We start from the raw sequence: 14,392 nt of genomic DNA on the forward strand, positions 1-14,392 counted from the left end.
ATCCAAACGAAAAGACCGAGAACTCTCGGTCCACTGCTTTACAAAATTGCTTCTGCGAGTAATCTGTCGAACTTACGCACATCCACTTTTTTATTTAGATTGATTTTGATCGTTCCGGCTCGAGTGAACAGTTGAACTTCTGAGTTCAAGTCGAACATTCTTCCCGCATTCTCCGTCGAGTACATATTGATTGAGTCGTACGGAAGCGAGTACACCTCTATCTTCTTCCCCGTGAGCCCTTGCGCATCACGGACAATGAGACGTTTGTTCGTGAAGACGGCGATGTCACGGACAGTCTTGTAGGCAGCGACGGCCCGCTCCCCATCGATGAATGACTCCGTGATATCAATCGGCACCTCACACTCTGAATAAAACGTCCACGACAAATCACCAATCGGGTTTCCCATATCGATTCCTCCCTCTATGAAATGAATGTACTATCCCTATATTCCACAATTCTCGTTTGATTAGACCTTGAATGGGAAGATAGTGTATAGCAACTTGATTGTAGAGGAGGACGTCGTCATGATCGCGCAACAAATCATCACATTGCTACTGATTGGCTATCTCATTTATTTGATTGATTCCAAACGAAATTACTTCCCTGTCCCGGTCATCTTGGTCTTGATTGGGATTGGTCTCTCATACATCGCCTTTTTTGATTCGGTATTCATTTCAAAAGATATAATCTTCGAGGTGTTCCTACCAGCACTTCTGTTTACATCGGCTTATCAGTTCAAATACAAAGATTTGAAAGACAATATCGGGATCATCACGATATTGAGTACGATTGGTCTTGTCTTGACCGCCATCCTGATGGGGTATGGCACGTTTTGGATCAGCGAGCTCTTCACCCCGCTCAGCCTGACCGCCTCTTTCTTATTGGCGTCCATCTTGATTCCGACCGATCCTGTTTCCGTGACAGCCATTTTAAAACGGAGTAAAGGGGAAAAACGGATTGCGGATGTTGTCGAAGGTGAATCGATGGTGAACGATGGGACGAGTGTCGTCATCTTCACGATTTTCCTCAGTATGTTCGCGACAGGAGAACAGTTCTCCACGCTCAACTTTTTAACTGAATTTTTAATTGTGTCAGCCGGAGGAATCGGCATCGGCTTCATTTTTGGATTATTACTTAAAAAATTGATGATTGTCAGCTTTAAAAAGCATGAGCTCGTCATGTTGACGATCGTCATCGCATACGGGGCATTTTATCTCGCCGACGCGCTAGAAGTATCGGGGGTCCTTGCGACCGTCACAGCCGGAATGATGCTTTCTCATGAGCTCGGCATGAAAGAGGACTACGAATCGGTCCAGCGTCACTTGAATGGATTTTGGGACATCGTCATTCCGATATTGCTCGCTCTCCTGTTCTTATTGATTGGAATCGAGGCGACCAGCTATTTGTCTGTATCGCTCTGGACGTTCGCTGTTCTTTTATTCTTGCTTTCGCTTCTGACCCGGTTCATCGTCGTCGGCGGTCTCGTTTATACTGTTCCTGTATGGCGTAGAGAATTTAAAGACGATTTAACGGCGACTTCATTACTCACGTGGTCAGGAATTAAAGGAACGATGTCGATCGCCCTCGTCCTCTGGCTAGAGGCAGAGAACATTAACGGCTCGAGCGAAATGATATCTCTCGCGTTTGCCGTCATTTTACTCTCTCTGATCTTACAAAGCGTCGGTGTCTACCCATTAACGACCTATTTAACGAATAAACATGACGAGTGACGAGACCCTTTCTTAGAGAAGGGTTTTTTTACATTCTGAAATTGACATCGCCCACTTTTAGTGTAAAATTACACTTGTAATATACTAGGAGGTGATTCGTTGGAAAACACTTCAACACCATCCGCTGCCATCTCTACGGGGATTGTGACCGTCCTGCTTGCACTCATCGCTTCGTTTCTGACTCCATCGTTCTTGAAGGTTGGCATCATCTGGGATATTGTTGCGTTCTTAGTCATCGGGATTTCGACATTCAGTTTTACATACCATTATTATCAATCAAAACAATTGACCTACTGGCAATACATTTGCTGTTATGTTATCGTCTGTCTCTTTTTATTCACCGTGTTTCTCGGAATCTCATGGTTACTGATTTTCATAAGCTCGGCGACGCTCTGAGTCGAACAAACAGGAAGGAAGAACCGATTATGAAAAAATCCGAATTTATTGGACAAGTCTCTCGAAAAATGAAATTGATTCGCATCGAATCCCAGTATTCACAGGAAGAGATGGCGAACTTACTTGGGATTTCAAAAAAAACACTCATCCAAATCGAGAAGGAGAGAAATGAAGCAAGCTGGTCGACGATTGTGACGCTATGCGCCTTGTTTAACGAAAGTGAGATTCTCATACACTTGATTGGTGACGACCCCGTCGAATTCGTCAAACTGATTGCGACCGAGAACACTTATGAGCCGAAAGAAAAAACACTCGGCGGACGCGTCTTTTGGCATGCAATCGAGTCAGGTCCACATTACACCCTTCAACAAAATATCATCAGCGGACATTATCGGATCATCGATCTCAACCATGTGAGGTGGTACAGCACGTTTGATGCAGAGGATGCCGAACAGGTAAGGTCGAAGTTGGAACTTCATCGTGAGGAATCAGATGACACGAAAGCATAAAGATTTGATGATGGCTTTCTGTCTAATCGTCATAACGATCGTCTACTTTTGGCTGATCCCAAACATCGCGTATGACTACATTTGGTTCGTTGGCACAATCATTTTACTCGTACTCTCGTCTTTATCAATCACGCGCTTGATTCAATCATACCTTCCACTTTCTTTGATGAAATTCGTCCTGATTAGCGTGAATTTTTTCCTTGTACTCTGTTGTCTGTTGATTATCCTATTTTATGTCGTATCGCTTTACCAGATGAACCATTTGTGACGAATTGGAGGTCTTTGTATGCGATTTTATGTCGGTTCAAGCTTTTCAAATATCGAAGAAGTACGTTTCATCCGTGATCATCTGGTTGCGTTCGGTCACACCCATACATACGACTGGACCCAAAACGAACGTGCCGCTTCAATCGATGCGTTACGTGCGATTGGCGAAGAAGAGGTTGCTGGAATTCAAACAGCGGACTTCGTCGTCATCCTCTTGCCTGGAGGAAAAGGCTCACATGTAGAACTCCGGATTGCTCTAGGAACGAATAAGCCCGTTTTCCTATATAGCAACGAGAACGCCAACGGGCTCCCTCCGCGAGTTCTTCCCAAAAGGAACGGACTTCGCGCAGGTGGCGCACGACGCACTCGCGGATGCGCTCGCCAAGATCAACGGGCGGCCGAGAAAATGCCTGAACTGGAAAACCGCACACGAGGCCTTCACCGAGGAAGTGTTGCGCTTAATTTGAAAAACCGTCTAATAAATAAAACTAGGGAAGACAAAATACCGATTTTTAGGGTTCAGAACAATCGTATCTTCATGGTTCCCTTCTTTATCTTCCCACTGAATAGTCAATTCCACTTTTTCATCCTCACTTTTAAACATTGGTTCCCAAGTGTGAATGAAGATGGTGGAATTCTTTTCCCCCGTCAGGTGTTCGCTGGTATTCTCAAGCTCATGGATCAGCTCACCGTCTTTAGTGAGTTCAACCCCAACTAATGTAGCATCGTTTTCACCAAGCCAGTACACGTAACCTGTCCAGTCACCTTTTGGAGCATTCGACTCTCTATTATATTCTGCTTCCCATTGTTTAGAATTCCCGATCCATTTAGGAGGTTGATTTATAGAAAAAATGATCCAGATTGCTAAAATCGAAACAATAGATAAAATAGTGTAGGTGATCTTTTTATAGTTCATATAATCTCCTCAAATTATCAAAGTCCTTATAAGACTTTATTTAATTTTAATTACTCTAAAACTAAGGGAATCATTGCCTCGGTTTTTGAAGTCTTGGTTATAATAATTGGCTGTATTAGAAGAAATGTATACAGTTCCATTAGCTTTTCTATTTACGACAACCGAGTGAAACCATCCATTTTTACTTTTAAATTGAATGACATCTCCAACGTTTGCATTACTAATGATGGTGTTTTGTTAGTACTAGTTGTGGCGCTCATGCCTTTCTTTGTCCAATACGAGTAGAAATCCGTCACTCTTACCCATGAGGTAGATGTCTTATCTCGCATATAGCAACTATTAGACCCTGTGCAATCCATGTAGTTGTCATTAAACCAATACGTGGTCGTTTCAAGCATACCATTTTTTACAGGCGATGGTTTTACTTCCGCTATTCCACCAGCGTGAATCGCATGTGAAACAAAATTAGTACAGTTTAAATTATAACGTTTATAGTTGGGATTGGTTTTGGTTACATATTGCCTTGCATAATCAGCCACTTTAGTTCTGTTGTATGTAGCCATGATGAAGAACTGAGGAATTTTTAGCGCTTCCTGTTCTTCTAATTCTTGTTCAAATTCTTCATTGGCAATATCACGAAGCTTAATATCTTCCTTTAAATTTTAATTATCCTAAATCTCTTTGATTTTTCATTCATGCAGGAAAACTTTTGTTTTTATACGATGAATTGTTGTTTCCAATTTTTTCATAATGTGCTATCCTTTTAAAAATGATCTTACAAACGCGATGAAGAGAACAGTACATCAATGAATCTTTCGTAGAGAGCTCCGTTTGGTGAAAAGGAGTAAAGAACGTTGATCGAAACAAGCCTCTGAGCAGCGCTATGGAACTCACCCCGAGGGATGTGGCGACGGGAACTCCCGTTATAGAGTTGAGGTATAGTCCGATTCATTCGGCAGTACCGAATAAGGTTCGTGCGGTGACGTGCGGACGAACAGGGGTGGCACCACGATGAGAATCTCGTCCCCAAGAATTCGTTCTTGGGGGTGGGATTTTTTTGCGTTCCGAAAGTGATCAAAAATAGAAGGAGTGATTGACTTGAATTCGTTTCGAAAAACCTCTGCGCTACTGCTCGTTAGTGTCGGAATCTCAAACCTTGGTGCCTGGATATACTTCATTGCGCTCAACTTGATTATCTTAGAGATGACTAGATCCCCTTTCGCCGTCTCGATTCTCTATGTATTAGTCCCGCTCGCCTCGCTCGTCTCGAATCTTTGGTCAGGTAGCCTGATTGACCGGGTCGATACGAGACGACTGATGATGTTACTGGATGGTCTGCGTGCGTTCCTCGTATTCAGCTTAGGCTGGATTGATTCACTGTGGCTCATCTACGGGATCGTCTTTCTTCTCAATGTGATGAGCTCGTTATTCGAATCATCGAGTCTGGTCTACATGACGCAACTCGTACCTGCCTCGAACCGACAAAAGTTCAATGCGATGAAGAACTTTGTACAGTCATCCGGGTTTATTCTAGGTCCGACGATTGCAGGACTGCTCTTTCTAGTCGGGAGCCCAACATTTGCGATTTTCGTGAATGCGTTCGCACTCATCGTCTCGGTCAGTATGTTGTCGCGCCTTCCGTCTCATCATCGAACAGAAGCGTCGATTGAACCATTCTCTGTAAGTTTCATTATCGAGGATTGGAAAATGGTCGTACGATTTGCATCAAATGCCAAATACGTGACGCTCATCTATGGATTGTTCTGTATCATGACCATCTTCATGTCTGGGCTCGATTCCTTGGAGGCGTCATTCGCGACCCAAGTTCTTCACTTGTCTGAGAGCCGATATGGGTTTCTCGTCAGTATCGCTGGGATTGGGATCATCTTTGGATCACTCTTCAATTCAAGATGGAGTCACCGCTTGTCCTTATCGTTTTGTATCGGATTCGGGGCGATCATGACACCAGTCGGCTATCTCCTATTCGCAAGTTCATCCTCGTTCACAATGGCTTCCATCGGATTTTTTGTCCTGACATTCGCGCTTGCCTTTGCAAATACAGGATTCTTATCATTCTATCAACACCATGTCCCGGTCGAAATCATGGGTAGGTTCTCTGGCGCTATCAATGTGGCAGAGTCGCTACTCGTCATCCTACTCACGTTTGGGATTGGACTCCTTGCCGAAATGATTGGGATTCGCCCGGTCTATCTCGCATTCTCGATTATCTTCTTTCTTGTTGGTTGTTACACCATACATGTCATGCGCGACCGTTCGAAACGGGAGTATTTCAATCACAATCAAATCGAAGAAGTGTCTTAAGTCATGAGCCGGTCGTTTTTATGCGACCGGCTTGTTCTAATCGGTGAATCGCTTCGATGATTTTTCATCTTACACTCCACTGTTTAATCAGCTCAAGATCCTCTGGAAATGCAAGTTCCAATCGCTCTATTTCATGAATCGACCACCAATTGACTTCATCAATGTCCGAGTCGATAGTTGCAGTTGCCACTCGCTCGTCACACGTTGCCAAAAAATAGTGCGTTTCGATTTGATAACTTGAGATGATGGCTCGTTTGATATGTAATCTTTGATTAATCGAAATCCGATAGCCCGTCTCTTCGAACACTTCACGCTGGCAACATTGTTCCGCCGTTTCTCCGTCTTCTAGACCACCTGATGGCAAACTCCATTGTTGCACGTCACGATTCTTTACGAGGAGAACTTTCCTCTCTTCGTTGATGCATAAAGCAGCTGATCCAATCCATTGTTCCATAGTCTTATTACTCTTTTTTCAATTTTCTGCTTGCAGGTGACGTTACGTCACCCGATATGATGGGTCTACAACTACATAAGGAGGAAATACGATGTTGAATCAAATGCAAAAGAAAACAACTCCCATTTGGACATGGAATCAGTTCGCAATTACGATGGTTCTTCTATTCGGAGTGACGCCCCTACTTATCGAGCGACAATTACACAACTTTCTAGAACAGTCATGGGGAAACACCCTCTATTCAGGAACAAGTATCGGCCTGTTATTAGCCATAATATTTATGACTGTCCTCTATCTCGTCGCAATACGTCCTCAAACCCTATCGCTGGAAACGTTAGGACTTCGCCGTTTTCCATTGAAAGATTCGGGCATCATCTTTCTATGGACAATTGTGCTAATTGTACTCAGTATTATCATCGTCATAGTCCAATCATATTTCGGTATCGGTACGTCGAATACAAAAACAGAGAGTTTACAAAGTGACTTGTCGATTATCTCCATACTGATTGCGTTTGGATCGGCGGCTATCGTTTCACCGATCTATGAAGAAATTTTTTATCGTGGGTTCTTGTACCGCTTCTTTCAAGAACGGTTTGGGGTTGGGATCGGGATGATCGTAAGTGCTGGAATATTCACTCTCGCTCATTTACCGACGACAAACACGTTACTCGTCAATTTTGTATCGGGACTAGTGTTCGCTTGGGTATATGAACGGACTAACTCTATCTATTCCAGCATGCTCATCCATGGCACCTTTAATGGGCTAGCCGTTCTATTGACTGCATTGGCATGAGGGAATCAGTCTGCTATTTCTTGATATAGTGAATCAATATAGGCAAGAATCGATGCATCGATTGGATACAGTCCTAATTCATTCGATGCGTCAGTTGATTTTCGAATCTTCCAAAATGATTCAATCAATTGTTGATTGTCTCCAAATGTCTCGTCTGTTAACCAAGTCAAATCTTCTTTAAGAATTTGGGCTTCTTTTGAGGAAGGGGCGACCCCACGTTCGATTAGAATTTCGGTTCTCCGAATCAAGTTGATCCACTTTTTCGTATCATGCTCACCGTCTTCTAATTTAGGTAAACTTGCTTTCAATGAATCAGACTCTTCTTCCGTAAAATAGTCCGTCCATTGTCCCCGGTCATTTGATTTAGCTTGAATAGTTTGTAGTTTCGTCCAATCGATTTTTTCATTTTCAAGCTTCATGGATTGAAGGAGTGTGACCGTATGGTTCTGCGCCTGCTTCAATTCCTCTATCTTTCCTTCTAACGAGGACAGATGTGCGGACAAGATGCTTGTAAGTGATTGCTCATCTAAGATTCTCCGAATCTCATCAAGCGGCACGGCCATCGATTTTAAAAGCATGATTTTTTGAAGGCGAAACATTTCGTCGTCACTATAAAATCGTTTCTGTACATCGTTCGTATACGAGGGGGTGACCAAATTGATTTGGTCATAGTATCGAAGCGTACGCACAGACACGTTCAGTTTTCTCGCGACCTCTCCCGTTGAATAGTGTCTGGTCAATTTTTGACCCTCCTAACTACATATGACGTGTATGTATGAATATCTTTTGAACTGATGAATCCCTTCATCCTAATCTGAAAATGAAATTCGTGGTACATCCCCATCCATTCACTAATCATTTCTCGAGTGAACATCTACGTCATCCTTTCGTGTCCCAATCAATCGATAGTCGTCTTGATTCTGAATGGCATCGTGAACACCTTTCACAATCTCGTCGTGTGTCAACCAACGGACAGATGCCAACTCATGCATTTCACCTAATTGGACTTGCCGATACAGCTGTTGTTCATTGAGACATAGACACGCCTTCTCATATTCCGGATTCGCCCGGCTACCTAAAATATGTATCACCTCTGCAGTTTCCGAATGATTCAAAATGAGTTGCATCGCTTTCCCTGAGCCTCGGTGCACCCACGCGATGACTCGATCAAATGGACCGTTTTTTTGCACTGCTCGCTGTAGTGCGTTTGAAAGTAGTTCCTCATCGCAATAATCAACAATCAGCGGATGACACGTTTCAGGATTTCTTTGTACGACGCTCGCCATTTTTTCTTTATTTCGCCCAATGACCGTGACATTATGTTCGATTGCCAAATAAGATGCGAGTCCTGCCAACATCCCCGTCCCTCCGACGAGCAATATATGTTTTCGATTCATGCTATCACCTCTTTTTCCATTATATACCAATCATTCGTACTTCTTTTTCTAAAGAAGTGTTCGCAAACATTCACGTCTTTTCAAAAATAAGCCTTTTAAAATAGAGTGAATCACTTATAATGAATCAAGTGTTCAAATCGGTTTGAACAATCACTATTTCGGAAAATGGATAATAGTGTTATCATTGCAATTTATTTCTTTTAAGAGGAGGATATCTATGAGACATTGGACAACGATGTCCATACAACTAATCGCACTCATCGTTGTATCGTTGGCATGTAGTATTCTATTTTCCTCTCTGCTGATCATGAATCATCTACCTGTTTGGTGGATGATCTGTATTCCGATTCTTTATCTTTCAACGTTGCTCATTTATCGCGGGTCTGGTGTACTCATTCTGTTAGGATTCGCTGCTTACTTTTTAATCACGATGCCTGTGTATAAGACTGCCGCTACTGCGCAACTATACATTTTATTACTATTAGCGATTTTGACGGGGTTGTCTTACTGGCTCCAAGTCAAGCTGTTTCATGCCCAGTTTGCACTAAAGGTTGCGGAAGCGAGAGTCAGTCAGTTGATTGCGGTCGACCCAGAGACTGGTTTTGATAACCGAGATCGGTTTTTGATGGATATAGAGGCTGAACGGAATCGGTTGATTCGCCACGGGGAAACGTTTGTGGTGTCATTCATCACATTACCGATCCTTGATGATTTTGAAAAACGGTATGGTTCATCCGAGTATGAATGGTTCTTGAACTACTTTAGTGATGAACTTCACGAAGCGACTCGACGAACAGACAAGAAATATCGAGTTGCGCAAGACACATTCGCTATGATTTTCCCTCAAACGTCAATCGAAAATGCACAAATTGTACATGAACGAATCAGACCACTACTCCTAGAGTATTCACGTCAGAGCGGAGATTCGCTCACAGTTGAATGCTCAGACAAATCGTTTGAAGTGAACTTAGAGAACGCAGTCATACGATTAGAGGAAATTCATCGGTATATAGAATCTAAAGACTAAAAAATGAGTTCATTCGTGAACTCATTTTTTGATGGAGTGAATATGAAATTCGTGTTTCTCATCCATTTCGACGATATATTGTTGATCAAGTACCATCTGAATCGGGCTCGGAATCGACAGTTTTGGTGAGAAGAGCCATACACGCCCTCGAGGTACGAGGAGAATGTAAGTATTGTGATTTGGAGGACCTATGAAGTTCAAATGACGAGGGTCAATTGAGTTTCCATCTCTCCGTCTTACTCCAATTGTTTCAAGCTCCTGTGCGACGAGAGACGGGTCTTCTACCGTCAAACTCATCTCGCCGATTCCAAGAAACTCATTTGACGAAAAAGATTCGATGTTACTTTCCGGATTAATCGAATGTCGAGCAATCAACTCGATGACATTCTCGTCCGCGTCGTAAAAATAAAGCGATGATGCATCGATCCCTTCGAAATAGATTTCATCCTCCCCTTCCTCGGTCAAAAGCGGGACACGTGACATGATCCATTCCTTCACTTGTTTGAACCGGTTAGCCTGAATATTGATCGCGAAATGGTATTGTCGCTCTTGCTCCGTTTTAGCCTCTTGAAATACCAACGCATCTTCACCTAGATTGATTCGAAAACTGGTCAGGCCTTCTTCACTGACTGATAATCCAACTCGTTCCGTATAGAAACGTTTCATTTCGTCAAGTCGGTTCGTGTAGAGTGTAACTTCTGTGATTCTTATAAAAGCCTCCTTATATTTTCAAATTATTGTTTAAAATACAGTATGCGAAATAAAAAATCGCTATATATAATTCATTTTTATTTAAGGATGTCACAGTTTATTAGACGAATATTGTAACCCTTGAATCAGTCTCTAACACTCGCGTCCTCGTATCATTTTTCGATAGAAACACCTCTTCCCCCTTTTCATCAAAGCAGTATGCGATCGGAAGCGAGATTCCACAATTTCGATACGATCCATCTGCGTGACTCGTTCCGATAATCATCGCTTTACGTTCCATCGCAATCTTTCTCGCTTCTTCCGTCCACTCCATGAATTGTTCCTCACTAAACATCCCGACTCCGATTGGATTAAATATGATCGACAGATGCTCATGCGTTTTCAAGCCTTCACACCCCATAAAAATCTCCCAGCAAAGTAAATAACCGTATTCTTCCGCTCCATCCGTGACACTTGATTGCATGAACAAGAGCTCATTCTCTGGAGTTTTCCGTCGCGTTAACAACGTGTCACCTTGCTTGTTTATGATGAGGACCCGATCTTTATTCGTGTCATCTCGATACCCTAAAACAATCGATGTGTTGAATTGGATAGCTAAGTCACTTAGCCCATCTAATTCTGTATATGTACAATATCCCTCTGGATAGAGAATCAAGTCCACCGTCGGGTTCGACTCAATCTCTCGCTTCAGTTGCTCGAGATTTCGCTCTATCTCCGGTTGCCCAATCAATATATTCATGACTATTCGCCCCCTCTCATGATTTGTCTAGTTGGTAAATCCATTCATATGTAAGTGAGGTTGTCGACCAAACCCCACGATAAAGCAAGAATTTGATACTTCTCTTTATACTATCATTTAATTTATTCTGCATTGATGCTCACCATCACATTTCCAACCTTTTTCCCTTGGTCCACATATCGGTGCGCTTCGACAATCTTATCGAGTGGATATACCGTATCAATGACGGGTTGCAATGCTCCTGACTCAAACAATTCGTTCAAAAATATCAAATCCTCTTTACGTTCACTGGCTGGTCCTTGCCCCGCGACAGAACTGAAGGCCCCGTTATCGCTCACATGGGCTTTCGCTAATCGTTTATCGATTTTCCCTGAGGCATCAAAGACCACATCATACGTATTTAATTCAAGATCGTACCCCTCTTTCGTGTAATCGACGACCACATCAGCCCCAAGTCGCTTCACAAGTTCAACGTTTCGCTCGTGGCAAACTGCTGTGACATGCACGCCGTAATGCTTCGCAATCTGTACGGCAGTCGAACCGACAGCACCTGTGCCACCATAAATGAGAACGTTCGTCGCTCGCTCGATACGTGCCTTCCGTAAAAAATGTAGTGCAGTCGTCCCACCAAATGGTAGCGCCGCTGCCTCGATAAAGCTGGCATGCGCGGGCATCTGAAACACACATTTCGATTCGTTCACGCATGCAAACTCCGCATAACCACCAAAACGCATCCCAGTAAGGGCATAGACGTTTTCTCCGACCTGAAAGTTTTTCACACTGTTGCCTGTTTCTACGACGGTACCTGCCAACACGACACCGAGAATCGGTTGACGTGGAGCCTTAAACCCAACAACTAATCGCATCGGTAGTTTTCCTAATGCTGGAACGTCTAGTGCGCGGAGGCGTCGGTCTCCCGAGTGGACGGCCGATGCATGGACTTGAATCAGGATCTCATTACTTTTCGGCTTCGGTTGATGCACTTCTTGAATGACGAGTACTTACGGTGGCCCATACGTGGTACAAATCGCAGCTTTCATATCGATTCACTCCATTCATGAATTGTCACCTCAATCTGTTATACACGTTCCCTCAAACAAGACCGTTCAGTCCATTCGACATAGAAAAACCGGATCATATCATACGATATCATCCGGTTCCTTCCTTAATGACACAGTCGAATCAACAAGGGTGAACGGATTCGAAAGGGAAGCAGCTGCCGCTTCCGATTGTGCTAGACTTGCCTCGGTCACCACCGGTTCCTGACGTCTGAGCTTAAATGCTCGCTCGAGACGGCTCGTCAACAAATTGAAAATAAAGATAAGCGCAGCAAGTGACATGGCCGGGACGAGAAATAGATGATTCGTCATCCACGTCATCGCAGTGAACTGTCTGAAATAATACCCGAACATCGAAGACCATTCATAGACGGTCGGCATGATCCCTTCATGTAACATGACCGTTCCTCCGAAGAAAATCCCAAACAGCGAGAGATGAATGAGCAACATGAGCGTTTGGACAAACTGTTGCATGAAGACGATCACGAGGGTTGGGACGAGATGCGGGAAAAGGTGCAATCTCACACGGTGCCAGACACTTCCACCAAGCGTCTGAGCCACGATCATGAACTCTTGTTGAAGCAATTGTCGAATCTCCGTGATGAGATATAACGTGACGGCAGGTAATCCGAGAACGACTAAGACGATTAGTTCAATCTTTACTCGATCAAATAATGGAGGCACTTGTGTCGAATCAAAAAAGGTCAGTGTTCCTACTAACATCATCAATGCGATCAATGAAATCGGCAGAATCAAAAAGCCGTCCAATAACGTTTTAAAGAATTGATTTAAGCGAGCTCCCCTGAAAGCAAGAGGGATGCCAATCAATAGACCGATGACCATCCGTCCGAATGCGACGAGCGCACAGATGCCAACGGTCCACTTAAATCCTTCCACGAGCATTTGGAATAAATCATATCCAGCATTGTCCGTTCCGAGCCATTGATATTTTGACGGTTCTAATGGTGGTATTCCAATGAGTCTCCCTTCATCAGAGTAGAGCATGAGGGTTTGATCAACATTCCCATCACGAAACACGGTATTTCCAAAACTCATCAACAATAGCCCCGCTACGATAACAAAGCAGAAGATGAAAATCGGGTCACGTATTAATACTCGGCGCATCAAATCCCTCCTTTCCATGCATTCGGAATAATCCATTCAATCAGTAAATCCAACAGAAAAATCGGGATATAGATGACGAATAAGATAACCAGTAATATCTCCATCTGCGGGTTGTAGACGGCGAATCGAAATAACCCTTGAACGTTAAATAAGTATTCGACAATCAAAAGTGTCGATAAGATGGTAATGATGTTCGAACGGAAAAAGAGGTAAAACCGATAGATGATATTCGGTAATAAGTGTTTCCAAACCAGTCCACTCGGTCGAATCCCTTTCGCTTGCGCGAGTTCGAGATACGGAATGGCTTCTTGTTCATGAATATGAATCGTCAACCATTTGATAAAGAAGAATAATGTCGTCAGCGTCAATGTGACGATTGGGAGAAACCGTATATATTCTGCGAATCCTCCGGCAACTTCAATGCGATCGAACCCTGTCGACTTATGGATTGTAATCGCAAGAAATTGAGAAAAAATTAACCAGAACAAATCTGGTACCATCTCGAGCGTCTGACTCGTTTGGTGTAAAACGGTACGAACGCGTCTCCCGCTCCGATAGTAGAGGTACGCATACATTAATCCTAGCGAGGTCGATACCGCGAGTGCCGTGGTAAAAATGATGACCGATTCTTTGACGAGCGGTCCAAGTGCCGGCAAGAGTGGCAAGTAACGTTGCGCGGTGATGTTGTAATATGTAATGTCCTCTAGTTTCTGTAATTGGTCCATCTGTTGTTGAATGCCGTTCCAATAATTCGTCAGATTAAAATCCGTCTGAACGACGAGCGACGGTAGCGCACTAATCGCAATCAAGATGAAAAATGCGATTATCAGATGAACTGATTTCCGAGCAAAATACGTCATAGTTCGATCTCCTTTTGAATGCAAATCTCTCAATCAAAAGTGTGAAAGGATGTCCGGTTGATTGTTCATTTTCTAAAGGGAATAATA

17 protein-coding genes, 1 pseudogene and 1 other annotated feature are annotated in these 14,392 nt (G+C 43.3%); of the genes and pseudogenes, 7 read left to right on the plus strand and 11 right to left on the minus strand.

Annotated features, from left to right (window positions below; all coding sequences use genetic code 11):
- Positions 1-38 precede the first annotated feature (38 nt).
- On the minus strand, positions 39-407 hold the full coding sequence (locus KNO72_RS00570; protein ID WP_078146889.1) for a PH domain-containing protein: 369 nt from the start codon (positions 405-407) through the stop codon (positions 39-41).
- A 118-nt stretch (positions 408-525) separates the two neighbouring features.
- Here KNO72_RS00570 and KNO72_RS00575 point away from each other — a divergent pair, with 118 nt between their 5' ends.
- The 4 genes and pseudogenes from KNO72_RS00575 to KNO72_RS00590 form a co-directional block, all read left to right on the plus strand.
- A complete protein-coding gene (locus tag KNO72_RS00575) occupies positions 526-1,731 on the plus strand; it encodes a cation:proton antiporter (RefSeq protein ID WP_214757028.1) in 1,206 nt (401 codons plus the stop codon).
- A 99-nt stretch (positions 1,732-1,830) separates the two neighbouring features.
- Positions 1,831-2,127, plus strand: a complete 297-nt coding sequence (locus KNO72_RS00580) for a hypothetical protein (protein ID WP_214684319.1) — start codon at positions 1,831-1,833, stop codon at positions 2,125-2,127.
- A gap of 29 nt (positions 2,128-2,156) precedes the next feature.
- Entirely contained in the window at positions 2,157-2,636 is a 480-nt protein-coding gene (locus tag KNO72_RS00585; RefSeq protein ID WP_214757029.1) for a helix-turn-helix transcriptional regulator, read from the plus strand.
- A gap of 553 nt (positions 2,637-3,189) precedes the next feature.
- Positions 3,190-3,370: pseudogene (locus KNO72_RS00590) on the plus strand (IS30 family transposase); the annotation flags it as partial.
- 8 nt (positions 3,371-3,378) lie between these two features.
- Here the strand turns inward: KNO72_RS00590 and KNO72_RS15830 are convergent.
- Positions 3,379-3,819: a hypothetical protein gene (locus KNO72_RS15830; RefSeq protein ID WP_214757030.1), complete on the minus strand. Its 441-nt coding sequence runs from the start codon at positions 3,817-3,819 to the stop codon at positions 3,379-3,381.
- A gap of 152 nt (positions 3,820-3,971) precedes the next feature.
- Positions 3,972-4,382, minus strand: a complete 411-nt coding sequence (locus tag KNO72_RS15835) for an amidase domain-containing protein (RefSeq protein WP_371815823.1) — start codon at positions 4,380-4,382, stop codon at positions 3,972-3,974.
- A 214-nt stretch (positions 4,383-4,596) separates the two neighbouring features.
- Positions 4,597-4,850: a binding site (T-box leader), on the plus strand.
- Positions 4,851-4,908: 58 nt separating this feature from the next.
- On the opposite strand from KNO72_RS15835, the gene KNO72_RS00605 reads away from it, so the two are divergent.
- Positions 4,909-6,141, plus strand: coding sequence for an MFS transporter (locus KNO72_RS00605; protein WP_371815824.1), 1,233 nt, complete (start codon positions 4,909-4,911; stop codon positions 6,139-6,141).
- 64 nt (positions 6,142-6,205) lie between these two features.
- Here the strand turns inward: KNO72_RS00605 and KNO72_RS00610 are convergent, their stop codons facing one another.
- Complete coding sequence (locus KNO72_RS00610) at positions 6,206-6,595, minus strand: NUDIX hydrolase (protein WP_214757034.1); 390 nt, start codon at positions 6,593-6,595, stop codon at positions 6,206-6,208.
- A gap of 91 nt (positions 6,596-6,686) precedes the next feature.
- Between KNO72_RS00610 and KNO72_RS00615 the strand changes: the two genes are divergently transcribed.
- A complete protein-coding gene (locus KNO72_RS00615; protein ID WP_214757035.1) occupies positions 6,687-7,388 on the plus strand; it encodes a CPBP family intramembrane glutamic endopeptidase in 702 nt (233 codons plus the stop codon).
- Positions 7,389-7,393: 5 nt separating this feature from the next.
- Here the strand turns inward: KNO72_RS00615 and KNO72_RS00620 are convergent, their stop codons facing one another.
- Positions 7,394-8,128 (minus strand): MerR family transcriptional regulator, encoded by a 735-nt coding sequence (locus KNO72_RS00620; protein ID WP_214757036.1) that lies wholly within the window; start codon positions 8,126-8,128, stop codon positions 7,394-7,396.
- 111 nt (positions 8,129-8,239) lie between these two features.
- Positions 8,240-8,785, minus strand: coding sequence for a Rossmann-fold NAD(P)-binding domain-containing protein (locus KNO72_RS00625; protein ID WP_214757037.1), 546 nt, complete (start codon positions 8,783-8,785; stop codon positions 8,240-8,242).
- 217 nt (positions 8,786-9,002) lie between these two features.
- Here KNO72_RS00625 and KNO72_RS00630 point away from each other — a divergent pair, with 217 nt between their 5' ends.
- Positions 9,003-9,812, plus strand: coding sequence for a diguanylate cyclase domain-containing protein (locus tag KNO72_RS00630; protein WP_214684330.1), 810 nt, complete (start codon positions 9,003-9,005; stop codon positions 9,810-9,812).
- A 21-nt stretch (positions 9,813-9,833) separates the two neighbouring features.
- Here the strand turns inward: KNO72_RS00630 and KNO72_RS00635 are convergent, their stop codons facing one another.
- The 5 genes from KNO72_RS00635 to KNO72_RS00655 form a co-directional block, all read right to left on the minus strand.
- Positions 9,834-10,391 carry a glyoxalase gene (locus KNO72_RS00635; RefSeq protein ID WP_214757038.1) on the minus strand — a complete coding sequence of 186 codons (558 nt, stop codon included), beginning with the start codon at positions 10,389-10,391 and terminating at the stop codon, positions 9,834-9,836.
- Between the two features lie 232 nt (positions 10,392-10,623).
- On the minus strand, positions 10,624-11,262 hold the full coding sequence (locus KNO72_RS00640; RefSeq protein ID WP_214757039.1) for a hypothetical protein: 639 nt from the start codon (positions 11,260-11,262) through the stop codon (positions 10,624-10,626).
- Positions 11,263-11,384: 122 nt separating this feature from the next.
- Complete coding sequence (locus KNO72_RS00645; protein WP_371815825.1) at positions 11,385-12,245, minus strand: NAD(P)-dependent alcohol dehydrogenase; 861 nt, start codon at positions 12,243-12,245, stop codon at positions 11,385-11,387.
- Positions 12,246-12,401: 156 nt separating this feature from the next.
- Positions 12,402-13,445 (minus strand): ABC transporter permease, encoded by a 1,044-nt coding sequence (locus KNO72_RS00650; RefSeq protein ID WP_214757041.1) that lies wholly within the window; start codon positions 13,443-13,445, stop codon positions 12,402-12,404.
- Complete coding sequence (locus tag KNO72_RS00655; RefSeq protein ID WP_214731413.1) at positions 13,445-14,305, minus strand: ABC transporter permease subunit; 861 nt, start codon at positions 14,303-14,305, stop codon at positions 13,445-13,447. Before KNO72_RS00655 ends, KNO72_RS00650 begins: the two co-directional genes overlap by 1 nt.
- Positions 14,306-14,392 lie beyond the last annotated feature (87 nt).

Origin of the sequence: Exiguobacterium sp. s123 (genome assembly GCF_018617075.1) — a bacterium.
In the GTDB taxonomy this organism is placed as follows: Bacteria; Bacillota; Bacilli; order Exiguobacteriales; family Exiguobacteriaceae; genus Exiguobacterium; species Exiguobacterium profundum.

Coding starts and splice junctions, on each gene's coding strand:
- KNO72_RS00610 (WP_214757034.1), bottom strand. CDS start 6,595: ATGGAACAATGGATTGGATCAGCTGCTTTATGCATCAACGAAGAGAGG.
- KNO72_RS00640 (WP_214757039.1), bottom strand. CDS start 11,262: ATGAATATATTGATTGGGCAACCGGAGATAGAGCGAAATCTCGAGCAA.
- KNO72_RS00655 (WP_214731413.1), bottom strand. CDS start 14,305: ATGACGTATTTTGCTCGGAAATCAGTTCATCTGATAATCGCATTTTTC.
- KNO72_RS00570 (WP_078146889.1), bottom strand. CDS start 407: ATGGGAAACCCGATTGGTGATTTGTCGTGGACGTTTTATTCAGAGTGT.
- KNO72_RS00630 (WP_214684330.1), top strand. CDS start 9,003: ATGAGACATTGGACAACGATGTCCATACAACTAATCGCACTCATCGTT.
- KNO72_RS15830 (WP_214757030.1), bottom strand. CDS start 3,819: ATGAACTATAAAAAGATCACCTACACTATTTTATCTATTGTTTCGATT.
- KNO72_RS15835 (WP_371815823.1), bottom strand. CDS start 4,382: ATGGCTACATACAACAGAACTAAAGTGGCTGATTATGCAAGGCAATAT.
- KNO72_RS00615 (WP_214757035.1), top strand. CDS start 6,687: ATGTTGAATCAAATGCAAAAGAAAACAACTCCCATTTGGACATGGAAT.
- KNO72_RS00625 (WP_214757037.1), bottom strand. CDS start 8,785: ATGAATCGAAAACATATATTGCTCGTCGGAGGGACGGGGATGTTGGCA.
- KNO72_RS00650 (WP_214757041.1), bottom strand. CDS start 13,445: ATGCGCCGAGTATTAATACGTGACCCGATTTTCATCTTCTGCTTTGTT.
- KNO72_RS00575 (WP_214757028.1), top strand. CDS start 526: ATGATCGCGCAACAAATCATCACATTGCTACTGATTGGCTATCTCATT.
- KNO72_RS00585 (WP_214757029.1), top strand. CDS start 2,157: ATGAAAAAATCCGAATTTATTGGACAAGTCTCTCGAAAAATGAAATTG.